The 12,225-nt window shown below is 70.1% G+C and carries 11 protein-coding genes; 4 read left to right on the top strand and 7 right to left on the bottom strand.

Annotated features, from left to right (window positions below):
* Positions 1-68: 68 nt before the first annotated feature.
* Positions 69-1,160 (top strand): signal recognition particle-docking protein FtsY, encoded by a 1,092-nt coding sequence (ftsY, locus tag CAL24_RS18960; RefSeq protein ID WP_094807588.1) that lies wholly within the window; start codon positions 69-71, stop codon positions 1,158-1,160.
* 27 nt (positions 1,161-1,187) lie between these two features.
* Here ftsY and CAL24_RS18955 read toward each other — a convergent pair whose 3' ends face one another.
* The 7 genes from CAL24_RS18955 to CAL24_RS18925 form a co-directional block, all read right to left on the bottom strand.
* The gene (locus CAL24_RS18955) at positions 1,188-2,831 is read right to left on the bottom strand and encodes a CYTH and CHAD domain-containing protein (protein ID WP_094807568.1); all 1,644 of its coding nucleotides are present in this window, start codon (positions 2,829-2,831) and stop codon (positions 1,188-1,190) included.
* 246 nt (positions 2,832-3,077) lie between these two features.
* Positions 3,078-3,902, bottom strand: coding sequence for a phosphonate ABC transporter, permease protein PhnE (gene phnE, locus CAL24_RS18950; RefSeq protein WP_028352588.1), 825 nt, complete (start codon positions 3,900-3,902; stop codon positions 3,078-3,080).
* The gene (gene phnE, locus CAL24_RS18945; RefSeq protein WP_028352587.1) at positions 3,899-4,771 is read right to left on the bottom strand and encodes a phosphonate ABC transporter, permease protein PhnE; all 873 of its coding nucleotides are present in this window, start codon (positions 4,769-4,771) and stop codon (positions 3,899-3,901) included. The genes phnE (CAL24_RS18950) and phnE (CAL24_RS18945) overlap by 4 nt, the downstream gene beginning before the upstream one ends.
* Positions 4,759-5,529 (bottom strand): phosphonate ABC transporter ATP-binding protein, encoded by a 771-nt coding sequence (phnC, locus tag CAL24_RS18940; protein WP_028352586.1) that lies wholly within the window; start codon positions 5,527-5,529, stop codon positions 4,759-4,761. Before phnC ends, phnE (CAL24_RS18945) begins: the two co-directional genes overlap by 13 nt.
* 2 nt (positions 5,530-5,531) lie before the next feature.
* Entirely contained in the window at positions 5,532-6,542 is a 1,011-nt protein-coding gene (gene phnD / locus CAL24_RS18935) for a phosphate/phosphite/phosphonate ABC transporter substrate-binding protein (protein WP_028352585.1), read from the bottom strand.
* 163 nt (positions 6,543-6,705) lie between these two features.
* On the bottom strand, positions 6,706-7,524 hold the full coding sequence (locus tag CAL24_RS18930) for an IclR family transcriptional regulator (RefSeq protein WP_028352584.1): 819 nt from the start codon (positions 7,522-7,524) through the stop codon (positions 6,706-6,708).
* The gene (locus CAL24_RS18925) at positions 7,521-8,351 is read right to left on the bottom strand and encodes an HAD-IIB family hydrolase (RefSeq protein ID WP_028352583.1); all 831 of its coding nucleotides are present in this window, start codon (positions 8,349-8,351) and stop codon (positions 7,521-7,523) included. The genes CAL24_RS18930 and CAL24_RS18925 overlap by 4 nt, the downstream gene beginning before the upstream one ends.
* A gap of 211 nt (positions 8,352-8,562) precedes the next feature.
* Between CAL24_RS18925 and CAL24_RS18920 the strand changes: the two genes are divergently transcribed.
* From CAL24_RS18920 to CAL24_RS18910, 3 genes are read left to right on the top strand one after another with little or no spacing between them, the layout of a single operon-like run.
* The gene (locus CAL24_RS18920) at positions 8,563-9,546 is read left to right on the top strand and encodes a tripartite tricarboxylate transporter substrate binding protein (RefSeq protein WP_249278582.1); all 984 of its coding nucleotides are present in this window, start codon (positions 8,563-8,565) and stop codon (positions 9,544-9,546) included.
* A 7-nt stretch (positions 9,547-9,553) separates the two neighbouring features.
* Positions 9,554-10,048: a (2Fe-2S)-binding protein gene (locus CAL24_RS18915; RefSeq protein WP_249278581.1), complete on the top strand. Its 495-nt coding sequence runs from the start codon at positions 9,554-9,556 to the stop codon at positions 10,046-10,048.
* Positions 10,045-12,213, top strand: coding sequence for a molybdopterin cofactor-binding domain-containing protein (locus tag CAL24_RS18910; RefSeq protein WP_094807566.1), 2,169 nt, complete (start codon positions 10,045-10,047; stop codon positions 12,211-12,213). Before CAL24_RS18915 ends, CAL24_RS18910 begins: the two co-directional genes overlap by 4 nt.
* The last annotated feature ends 12 nt before the right edge of the window (positions 12,214-12,225 follow it).

The raw sequence follows: 12,225 nt of genomic DNA, 5'->3' as shown, positions 1-12,225 counted from the left end.
TGCTGGTGGCGGCGGCGGCCGAGCAGTGGCAAGTGGACCCGCAAGGCATTACCGTATCCGCCGGCGTGGTGCGCCACGCGGCCTCGCAACGCCAGGCCGGCTTCGGCGAGCCGGCGCCGGTCCAGCCCGCCGAGCCGGCCGAGCCCGCGCCGGTCCAGCCCGCCGTGGCCGCGCCGCAGCCGCAACCCGAGCCGGTCGTTCCGCCGCAGCCCGCGGCGGCCGCGCCCGCCGCCGCCGAGCCGGCCAGGAAGACTTCCTGGCTGGGGCGGCTCAAGCAGGGCCTGTCGCGCACCGGCCAGAGCCTGGGCGGCCTGTTCGTGGGCGTCAAGGTCGACGAGAACCTGTTCGAGGAGCTCGAATCGGCGCTGATCATGGCCGACGCCGGGCTCGAGGCCACCGAGCAATTGCTGACCGCCTTGCGCGCCCGCGTGCGCAAGGAACGCATCGAGGATCCCGCCAAGGTCAAGGCGGCGCTGCGCCAGGTCCTGGCCGACCACCTGCGGCCGCTCGAGCGGCCGTTCGACCTGCGGCGCGCCAGCCCGCTGGTGGTGATGATCGCCGGCGTCAACGGCGCGGGCAAGACCACTTCCATCGGCAAGCTGGCCCATGCTTTCCAGCGGCAGGGCGCCAGCGTGCTGCTGGCCGCCGGCGACACTTTCCGCGCGGCGGCCCGCGAGCAGCTCATCGAATGGGGCAGCCGCAACAATGTCAGCGTCATTGCCCAGGAAGGCGGCGATCCCGCCGCGGTGGCTTTCGACGCGGTCAATGCCGGCCGCGCGCGCGGCGCGGGCGTGGTCATGGTGGATACGGCCGGGCGCCTGCCGACCCAGCTGCACCTGATGGAAGAACTGAAGAAAATCCGCCGCGTCATCGGCAAGGCGGACGGCGCGGCGCCGCACGAGGTGCTGCTGGTGGTGGACGGCAATACCGGCCAGAACGCCCTGGCGCAGATCCGCGCCTTCGATGCGGCCATCCAGCTGACCGGCCTGGTGGTCACCAAGCTGGACGGCACCGCCAAGGGCGGCACGCTGGCGGCGGTGGCCGCCGGCAGCCAGGGAGTGCGGCCGGTGCCGGTGTACTGGATCGGCGTGGGCGAGGGCATGGAAGACCTGCAGCCCTTCGTGGCCGACGAGTTCGCGGCCGCGCTGCTGGCCGATTGAACGGCGGCCCGGGCCGCCGCCCGGCCGCTATTTCCAGAAAGGCCTGGCGGCGGCCAGCCGGTCGAACGCCTGCTGCGCCTCGGCGGTCAGCTTGTCGAGCCGGGCGCTGATCCAGCCCAGCGCGAACCAGGCTTGCGGATGTTCCTCCGTGCACGCCTGGTAGTAGTCCTTGGCCATGGCGAGGTCGTTGATCTCGCCCAGCAGGTCCTGCACTTCCGCCAGCTGCTTGCGGTAGCCGCGCAGCCGCGCCTGCGGCAGCAGCGATTCGGCGAACGACAGGCCATAGCGCAGGCGCTTGCCGCGCTTGCGCAGGTCGTGCCGCGCCGGGATGTCGAGCGTGCGGAACCGCTTGCCTTGCGCGGCCACCTTGCTGTGCCACCGATGCAGTCGGTTCGCCAGCAGCTTGCGCAACGGCTGCGGCCCGGGCTCGGCGGCCAGCGGAATGATGGTGGGCGTGACGGGCGAGGGCGCGGCCGTGCCGTCCAGCCGCATGGCCGGCTCCGGCGCGTGCTCGGACATGGCTGTCGTTTCGGGCGCGCTGGCCGGCGCGGGCGGCTGCACGGCCAGGCTCCATTCCAGGGCATCGAGCAGCCAGCCCTGGAAGCCGGCGCTGGCCGCGATGGCCTGCGAATCGATGTCCGGCGGCGGCGTGTCGAAGCTCAGCACCGGCATGCCGGCGCGCAATAGCGCGGGGGTGACGGATTCGTTCAGCACGTCCTGGTCGCGGTTCTGGCCGAACGCGCCGAAGTGCGTGCGCACCCCTTGCAGCACCGCGTCCGGAGGCGGCGCGATCCAGCCGTCGAACAGCCGCCAGGCCGAACGCAGGCGGCGCATGCCGACGCGCAACTGGTGCACGTGTTCCGAGTTGCCGGCCGGGTAGACGCCCAGGGTGTCCACCTCGGCCAGCACGGCGGCATTGCGCGCGATCTGGTCCAGGCATTCGGCGGCGACGCGGCTCATGGCGGCGGGGGCGTCCAGGGAGTCGTCCAGCTTCACTGGCGCGGCGCCGCGCGGCGCCCAGAAGCGCGCGATGATCGTGGCGCGGCGCGCCTCGGTGTCAGGGGCGGCCGGCTCCAGCGCGGCCAGCTCGCGGGCCAGGCTGGCCAGCGCGTCGCCGCGTTCGGACTTGCTGCGCGCGTCCAGCACCAGCCCGTGGCGCTGCTGCCAGCGGCGCGCCACGGCGAAGATCGCCGCGGGCCGGCCGGACACCAGCTCGAACTCGAGTTCGGAAATCGGCAATTCCAGCGCGCCGGCGCGCAGGATGCCGGTGTCGTAGGCCAGCTCGACCGTGCCCTGGCGGCTGCGCACCTTGCGCACCAGCCGCTGCACGTCGGTCTCGTAGCGCAACCCCAGTTCGCCCTTGATGGCGGCCAGCGGCGCCTCGACTTCGGTGCCGGCGTATACGGACAGGTCCAGGACCGGGCCGGGGCGGGGGTGGTTGATCTCGACGCGGGTGATGGCGTCGGCGCCGGGCATCTTCAGCGTCTGCACCCATTCGCGGCCTTCCTGGCGCAGGCGCAGCGCAATGCGGGCGCGCGCCAGTTCGCGCGCGGGGGTGTCGAAATAGAGGGCGTGCAGGCGGATGCGAGTGGCGTCGCGCTGGCGGACTTCATCCTGGACCGGCCGGCGCGCCGCGGCCGGGACGTGCAATTTCAATTCTTGTTCTGACATGGCCCGCGACCAGTGCTGATAAAACGGCCAATGGTACTCAATCCGGCGCGCGGATTTGATGACTAGTCATGAAAAGTTCATCGAAGCGGGCGGGAAGAGGGAAAGGTGTCTGACACCCCGGCGGCATCCAGGCGCGCCTGGGCCACCTTTCTTGGGGTGTCAGACACCTGCGGCGGGGGGAGTGGTGTCAGACACCCGGTGGGGTGTCTGACACCTGCCAGCATCTTGCGGAACGCCGGGTGCGCCCTACAGGATCCGCTTGCGCGCCTGCGTGATGAGGATTTCGGCCACGATCACCACGGCGAAGATGGCGGCCAGCACCAGGGCCACGCGGTCCCACTGGAACAGGTTCAGCGCGGTATCGAGCGCCATGCCGATGCCGCCCGCGCCCACCAGGCCCAGCACGGCCGACTCGCGCACGTTGATGTCCCAGCGCAGCAGCACGATGGACCAGAACGCCGGGCGGATCTGCGGCCAGTAGCCGTACCAGAGTATCGCGCCCTTGCTGGCGCCGGTGGCGGTCAGGGCCTCGACCGGGCCGCGCTGCGCTTCTTCGATGGCCTCGCCCACCAGCTTGCCGACGAAGCCGATCGAACGGAACGCGATGGCCAGGGTCCCGGCCAGCGCGCCGGGCCCGAAGATGGCGATGAACAGCAGCGCCCACACCAGCGAATTGACCGAGCGGCTGGACACCAGGATCAGGCGCGCCAACTGGTTGACCAGGCGGCTGGGGGTCAGGTTGTTGGCCGCCAGCAGCCCCACCGGCACGGCCAGCAGCACCGACAGGATGGTGCCCAGCGTGGCGATGTGCAGGGTCTCCAGCAGCGGCCCGTGCACGCCCTCGGGGTAATAGGACCAGTCGATCGGCCACATGCGCTGCAGCAGGTCGGCCATCTGCTCGGGCGCGTCGTAGAGGAACTCGGGGATGATCTCGACGCTGCGCAGCGCCTGCACGATGGCCGCGACCACCAGCAGGTACAGCGCGAAGCGCAGCAGCCGCTGGCCCATGGTGTAGCGCTGCCAGGTGCGCGGGTAGCCGGCGGCGGCCAGCGGGGTGGCGGTGCTGTTCATTCGTCCGCCTCCGGCCGCGCCGGCGGCTTGCCGCCCAGGCCGCGCGCCGCGTCGAAGCGGCGCTGCAGGATGGTGTCGAAGCCGAGGTTGTCGAGGAACACCGCGCGCACGAAGCGCGCCAGCAGTTCGCCGACCATGATGATGGCGATCAGGGTGATGAGGATGGCGGCCACGAAATCGTAGTCGAAGCGCTGGAACGCCGAGAACAGCGTGCCGCCGATGCCGCCCGCGCCGACGATGCCGACCATGGTGGAGTTGCGCAGGTTGGAGTCGAATTGGTAGGTGGCGAAGCCGATGAAGCGCGCGAATACCTGCGGCAGCACGCCGAACAGGATCACGTTGGCGAACGAGGCGCCGGTGGCGCGCACCGCCTCGACCTGCTTGAGCGAGATTTCCTCGATGGACTCGGTGAACAGCTTGCCGATGAAGCCCACCGACGCCACCGCCAGCGCCAGGATGCCGGCCAGGGCGCCGAAGCCGACCGCCTTGACGAACAGGATGGCGACGATCACCGGATGCAGCGAGCGGCACAGCGCCACGATGGCCCGGGCCGGCCAGGAGGCCCAGGACGGCATCAGGTTGCGCGCGCCCAGCAGGCCAATGGGCAGGGCCACCACGATGCCCAGCACCGAGGCCAGCACGGCGATCTCCAGGCTTTCGGCCAGGCCTTGCCACAGCGTGTCGGGCTGCTGGATGCGCGGCGGGAACATGCGGCCGAGCAGCGTCGCGGCGTGTCCCAGGCCGTCCTGGAAGCGCGCCAGGCTGAAGTCCAGCTGCGCGGCCGCATACAGCGCGTAGACGAGTACCAGCACGGCGCTGAGCCTGGCCTGCCAGGACAGCGCGAACGGGCGGCGCTTCACTGCAGCCACGACTCGCCTCCGTAGATGGTCTTGAGCGTGGCGGTATCCAGGCCGCGGCCGTCGCCGTCGTAGACGATGTGGCCGCCCGACATGCCGACGATGCGGCTGGCATAGCGGCGCGCCAGTTCCACGTCGTGGATGTTGACCAGCACCGGGATGCCGTTGGCGTCGCCCTGCGCGGCCAGCAGCTCCATGATCTCGACCGAGGTCTTGGGGTCGAGCGAGGAGGTGGGCTCGTCGGCCAGCAGCAGCTGCGGGCGCTGCATCAGGGCGCGCGCGATGCCCACGCGCTGGCGCTGCCCGCCCGACAGGGCGTCGGCGCGCTGGTCGCCGAAGCCACCCAGGCCGACCACGTCCAGCAACTGGTAGGCGCGTTCGATGTCGTCCGGCTCGAAGCGCCGCATCCAGGCGTTGAGGGCGCTGCTGTAGCCCAGCCGGCCGGTCAGCAGGTTTTCCATGACGGTGAGGCGCTCGACCAGGTTGTATTCCTGGAACACCATGCCGATGCGGCGCCGCGCCTGGCGCAGCGCCGTGCCGCGGATGGCGGCCAGGTCGACCGCGCCGGCCTCGGTCTGCAGCACGATTTCACCGCGGGTGGGATCGATCAGCCGGTTGATGCAGCGCAACAGCGTGCTCTTGCCGGTGCCGGACGGACCGATGATGGCGGTCAGGCCCTGGCCCTCGACCTGCAGGTCGATGCCCTTGAGCACCGGCCTGCCGGCCCGGTATTCCTTGACCAGGCCGGCAATGCGTAAAGATGTGGTCATGCTTACTGCTTGCCTTTGCTCTTGCTCTTGGCGGTTTCGCGATCGTAGGCGTCGCGGTTGAAGCGCTCGCCGCCCGATTCCGCCACCTGGCGCACGATGGCCCAGTCTTTCTCGTAGGTCACCGGGTAGAAGCGGTCGGCGCCGTCGAAGGCTTCCTTCATTTCATCCGGGAAGCGGAAGTCGTAGAAGCACTTGAGCATCTGGTCGCGGAACTTGGGTTCCAGGTCGTGCGCATACGCGAACGACGAGGTCGGGAACTTCTCGCTGGTGTAGATGATGCGGAAGTCCTCTTCCTTGACCTGGCCGCGCTCGGCCATGCGGTGGAACACGTCCGAGGCCACCGCCGCGGCGTCATAGTCGCCCGAGTTGACGCCCATGACGGACTGGTCGTGCTTGCCCGAGAAGATGATCTTGTAGTCCTTGTCCGGCACCAGGCCTTCCTTGGGGAACAGCGCCACCGGCGCCATGTGGCCGGAGTTCGAGGACGGCGAGGTATGGGCCAGCTTCTTGCCCTTCAGGTCGCTGAGCTTCTGGTAGGGGCTGTCTTTCTTGACGATGACGATCAGGTTGTAGCCCTGGAAGCCGTCGGCATAGCCCTTGACCGCGAATGGCACGGCGCCGGCGATGTTGACCGCGTAGGCGGTCGGGCCGGTGGAAAAGCCGCCCACGTGCAGGCGGCCCGAGCGCATGGCCTCGATCTCGGCGGCGTTGCTCTGCACCTGGTAGAACACCACGCGCTTGCCGGTGCATTCGCCCAGGTATTCGGTGAACGGCTTGAAGATGTTGGCGTACACGGCCGGATCTTCGACCGGGGTGTAGGTGAACACCAGGGTCGACGGCGTCTTGAGCTTGCCGGGATCGGTGGGCGTGTCGGCGACCAGGTCCTTGTTGGCGTCGCAGTACATCTGGTCGAGATCGCCGCGGTTGGGGCAGGCGTCGGCGGCGTGGGCCGCCTGGAAGCCGCACGCCATGGCGATGGCGGCGGCAGCCTGCAGCAGGCGCAGGGCTGGCATGGTGCGTCTCCTCTTCAGTGTTCGAATATGAATAGACATATTTATTCAAACACAAAAAAACGAACTCGCCCAGCCGGGTAAATACCTGCCTTTGTTTTCGTGTTGCTTTCGTGTCGCTTTCGTTTTTTTCGATTTGTTTTCGTTTCGCGGCCTGGCCGCTGTTTTACGCGCGATATCCCAGCTTGCGCGAGATTTCTTTCGCGCAGGCCAGCAGCGGGCGGGCGATGGCGCCGTCCCAGGCCACGTCGAACAGGCCGGACGGCCCCAGGCTGGTGAGGGCCAGCACCACGTTGCCGGTGCTGTCGAACACCGGCACCGACAGGGCGTCCACGCCCGGCAGCGGGTTGCCGATGGCCCGCGCCATGCCGTGCACGCGGATGTCGGCCAGCCGGGCCTCGATCTCGGCGTAGGCCACTTTGCGGGGCGGCTGCCGGCCGGCGATGACGGCGGTGTCGCCTTCCTCGCGGGCGATATAGTGCTCGGCGACCTTGGGCGGCAGCCAGGCCGCGAACACCAGGCCGGTGGCGGTGTGCAGCATCGACATGACGGTGCCCTTGCGCATGTTCACGTGCACTGGATAACTGGCTTCGGTCATGTGGATCATGGTGGGCCCGTGCGAGCCCAGCACCGCGATGCCGAGCGTGTGGCCGATCTCGGACTGCAGCTTGGCGATCTCGGGCATGGCCACCCGCACCGGGTCCAGCCGCTGCAGGCTGACCAGGCCCATCTGCAGCGCGAAGGGGCCGAGCTCGTACTGGCCGGTGACCGCATCCTGCTGCACCAGGCCGACACGGATGAAGCTGACCAGGTAGGGGTGGGCCTTGGCCGAGGTCATGCCGGCCGCGCCCGCCAGGTCGCGCAGGGTGAGCGGCTTGCCGGCGTCGACCAGCGCCGCCAGCAGCGGGAAGCCGACCTCGACCGACTGGATGCTGCGGCGGCCGTCGCCGGCCGGCTTGGCGGAGGGAGTCGCGGCGCTGTTCATGGCTGGCCTCCTCGGGCGGCGGACGACAGGGCGCCGCGCGCCGCCAGCAGGCGCTCGGCCATTTCGACGAAGCCGCCTCCGCCATGGTGTGCGGCCACATAGGCGGGACGGTGCTCCAGCCGATGCAGCTGGGCCTGGATATTGGCCACGCCCACCGACACCGGGAAGAACGCGAACATGGGCTCGTCGTTGGGCGAGTCGCCGATGAACAGGCAGGCGGGCAGGGCCTGCCGGATGTCCAGGCCGAGTTCGCGCTCGAACAGCGTGCGGGTCATGGTGAGCTTGTCGTAGTCGCCGAACCAGCCGTTGACGTGGATCGAGCTCACCTTGGCCTGCGCGCCGGCCTCGTGGAAGATCTCGACGATGCGGTTGATGGCGGCGTCGGGCAGGGCCGGCACGTCTTCGCAGAAATCGATGGCCAGGTCGGCGACCCGGTAGTCCTGGTCGCTTGCCACGGCGGCGCCGGGCACTTCGCGCAGCACGCGCTCGCGGATGGCGTCCAGCCGGGCGCGGCTCTGCGCGCGCGCCGGGGCGTCGGCCCAGTAATGGGTTTTCATGCGGCGGGCGGCGCGATCATAGGCGTAGTAGAAGGCGCCGTTCTCGCCCACCACGGCGCGCACCGGCCACATGCGGGCGATGTGGTCGCACCAGCCGGCCGGCCGCCCGGTGATGGGCACCACCTGGATGCCGGCCGCTTCCAGCCGCTCCAGCGCGGCGTAGGCGTCGGCGGGCAGGCGGCCCTCGGTGGTCAGGGTGTCGTCGATGTCGGTGAGCACGATGCGTACCGCGGCGGCGACGGTGGCAGGCATGGCTGCGAGCGCTTGCATGGGGGTCCTTGGGGTTCCGGCGGGTTTGGTCCTGGGCGGAGTTTACCGTTCGCCCAGACGGCCGCGAGCCGGGCGCCTGGGCGATATGAATATACCAATTGATATACCAATCAAAAAAATATTGGTAATTTGGGCTGCGACTGGTACTCTTTGCCGTCACGACAACGGGTGGCGCGGGAGTCCCGGCGCCGCCAACCAAGGAGGAGACGCCTTGAAAGAAAAACGCCTGATTTCCTGGGTAATTACCGCAGTCGCCGCGTGCGCCGCGGCACCCGCGGCGGCCGCCGGAGCGGCCGGGGATTATCCTCGCCGGCCCATCACCATAGTTGTACCATTTGGTGCAGGTGGTTCCGCCGATGTCTATGCCCGCTATCTGGGCGACCGGCTGCAGAAGCAGTTCGGCCAGTCCGTCGTGGTGGAAAACAAGCCGGGCGGCGGCGGGGTCATCGGCACGGCCTACGTGGCGCGCGCGCAGCCCGACGGCTACACGCTGCTGGTCATGTCCAACACGCAGACCGTCAACGAGACCTTGCTGAAGGACCGGCCCTACGACCTGATGAAGGACTTCGAGCCGGTCGCGCCGATCAACGAGGCGAGCCTGGTGCTGGTGGCGAAGAAGGGCCTGGACGTCGCCAGCGTCGGGGACCTGGTGGCGCTGGAAAAGCAGAAGCCCGGCGAGCTCAACTACGCCAGCTCCGGCATCGGCACGCCGTACCACATTGCCGGCGAGCTATTCAGCTCCATGGCCGGGACCAAGGTGCAGCACGTGCCCTACAAGAGCAGCGGCCAGGCGCGCACCGGCGTGGCCGCCGGCGAAGTCGATTACATGTTCGACGCGATCGCCACCATGCAGGCGTTCGTCGACGACGGCCGGGTCAAGGCGCTGGCCACCACGGGCAAGGAACGCTCGCCGGTGTTCCCGGACCTGCCCACCGTGAGCGAGGCGGGGCTGCCCGGCTACGAGGCCAACATCTGGCTGGGGCTGCTGGCGCCCAAGGGCACCGCGCCGGAGATCGTCGCCACGCTCAACCGCGCCATCGGCGAGATCGCCGGGGACCCGCAGGTCGAGCAGCAATGGCGCAAGGATGGCGTCTCGCCCATGGTCATGGACCCGCCGGCCTTCAGGAAATACTTGCAGCAGGACATCGAGCGCCTGCGCAAGATCGCCCTGGATGCCGGCATGGTGCAGCAGTGAGCGGGCCATGGCGCAAGACGAACAGATGACAACGGTCATGCACCTGAATGGCGCGCGCCGCGAGGTCGAGGCGCACGGGCAGCGCTTCCTGCTCGACATCCTGCGCAACGAGCTCGGCCTCAAGGGCTCGCATTATGGCTGCGGCGAGGGCAATTGCGGCGCCTGCATGGTGCTGGTCGACGAGGTGCCCGTCCATGCCTGCAACACGCCCTTGTGGTCGGTGGCCGGCAAGCGCGTGGTGACCGTCGAGGGCCTGGCCGGCCATCCCGCCGGCGTGCGGCTGCAGCGCGCCTTTGTCGAGCATGGCGCGGCGCAATGCGGCTATTGCACGTCCGGCATGCTGGTGGCGGCCGCCGGGCTGCTGGCCCGGCAAGCGTCGCCCGACGGCGCCGAGATCCGCGCGCACATGGCCCGCAATCTGTGCCGCTGCGGCAGCCACCTGCGGGTGATCCGCGCCATCGGCGCCGCGGCGGCCGATCGCGGCGCGGGAGGCGGGCAATGAAACCGGCATTCGCGCCGCTCGCGTCGGACGACGGCATGCCCGTCAGCCTGACGGGCAACCCCATGCTGTCGACCTGGCTCGACGTGCGCGGCGAGGACGGCGGGGTCATATGGATCCGCTCGGGCAAGGTCGAGCTGGGACAGAACATCCTGACGGCGCTGGCGCGCATCGCCGCGCGGGCGCTGGGCGTGCCGGCGGCGCGCATCCGCATGGCGCCCGCCCGCACCGGCCTGAGCCCCGATGAATCGGTGACCTCGGGCAGCCTGTCGATCCAGCATTCCGGCATGTCGCTGCGGATGGCGTGCAGTCACGCGCGGCGGCTGTTCGCCGCGCATGCCGCCGCCGCGGCCGGCGTGGAGGCGGCGGCGATCCGCGTGCGCGACGGCGTATTCCTGGCTGGCGACCGGACGCTGGGCAGTTACTGGAGCCTGGCCGGGCAGGTGGACCTGGACGTGCCGGTCGAGCCGGCCCCGCCCGGGGCGGCCGAAGCGCGGCCCGCCGCCGTGCCGGAGGCCGACGGCCCCGCGCTCGGCCTGGCCGACAAGGTGCACGGCCGGTTCGGCTTCATCCACGACATGGCGCCGCCCGCCATGCTGCATGGGCGCATACTGCGCCCGCCGTCGATCGGGGCGCGGCTCGAGCACCTGGATGCGAGCGCCGCGCAGGGCCTGGCATGCCCGGTGCAGGTCGTGCGGGATGGCTCGCTGGTCGGCGTGCTGGCCGAACAGGAGCATGTCGCCGTCACGGCGGTGGAGCGCCTGGCCGCCTCGGCGCGCTGGCGCGAACAGGCCTGCCTGCCGCCGCAGGAGGAACTGCCGGCCTGGCTGCGGCGCCAGCCGTGCGACACCACGGTCTACCGGCAGGAGGCCCCCGCCGCGACGCCTGGCGCGCCGGTCGCGGCCACCCATACCGCGGATTACTTCAAGCCTTTCATCAAGCATGCCTCCATCGGGCCGTCCTGCGCGCATGCCCGCGCGCGCGAGGACGGCACGCTGCATGTATGGACGCACGCGCAGGGCATCTACAACCTTCGGGACGACCTCGCCGTCGCGCTGGACCTGCCGCACGACCGCATCGTCGTGGAACATGTGCCGGGGGCGGGGTGCTACGGGCACAACGGCGCCGACGATGTCGCCTTCGACGCGGCCTGGCTCGCGCGGCATGCGCCGGGCCGCCATGTGCGCGTGCAGTGGTCCCGCGCGGACGAGCTGTGCTGGGCGCCGCAAGGCCCGCCGATGTCGGTGCGGCTGCAGGCGGACGTGGATGCCCGGGGCCGCATACTGGACTGGCGCGCCGATGTCTGGAGCCCCGGCCACAGCCTGCGGCCCGGCCGGGCCCCGACGCCGACCCTGCTGGGCAGCTGGCACCGGGAGCATCCCAGCCCGTGGCTGTCCGCCATCAACGCCCCGATCGCCGCGGGCGGGGGCGCCGAGCGCAACATCATCCCCTGCTATGACATCCCGTGCAGCGCGCTGTCTTCGCACCGGGTGGTGCGCATGCCCGTGCGCACGTCTTCGCTGCGCGCGCTGGGCGCCTTCGCCAACGTGTTCGCCATCGAAGCCATGATCGACGACATCGCGCGCGCCCACGCGATCGATCCGGCCGACTACCGGCTCGGCATGCTGTCCGATCCGCGCGCCATTGCCGTGATCGAGGCCGTGCGCGACATGAGCGGCTGGGACGGCCGGCACGGCCGCGCCGACGATACCGGCTGGGGAATGGGGTTCGCGCGCTACAAGAACAAGGGCGCCTATTGCGCCGTGGTCGCGCGGGTGGCGGTGGCGGAGAAGGTCCGCGTGCATGACTTGTTCATTGCCGTGGACGTCGGCGAGGTCATCGACGCGGACGGCGTGACGCAGCAGATCGAAGGCGGCGCCATCCAGGCCTGTTCCTGGGCCCTGCTGGAGCAGGCGCGCTTCAACGACCGGCGGCTGACCGACGACCAGTGGGAACAGTATCCGATCATCCGGTTCCCCGACATTCCCGATGTGCGGGTGCGGATCCTCGCCAGGCCCGACCAGCCGCCGGCGGGCGCGGGCGAGCCGTCGCTCGGTCCCACCGCCGGCGCCATCGGCAACGCGGTGCGCGACGCCCTGGGGCTGCGCGTGGCGACCCTGCCGCTGGATTTCGACAATATCGCGCGCGCCATCGAGGCGCAGGCATGATGCGCGCACAAC

It is taken from the genome of Bordetella genomosp. 2 (genome assembly GCF_002261345.1).
GTDB lineage: Bacteria > Pseudomonadota > Gammaproteobacteria > Burkholderiales > Burkholderiaceae_B > Bordetella_A.
The sequence above is the reverse complement of the archived record's forward strand: the minus strand, read 5'-3'. Positions and strand labels throughout refer to the sequence as shown.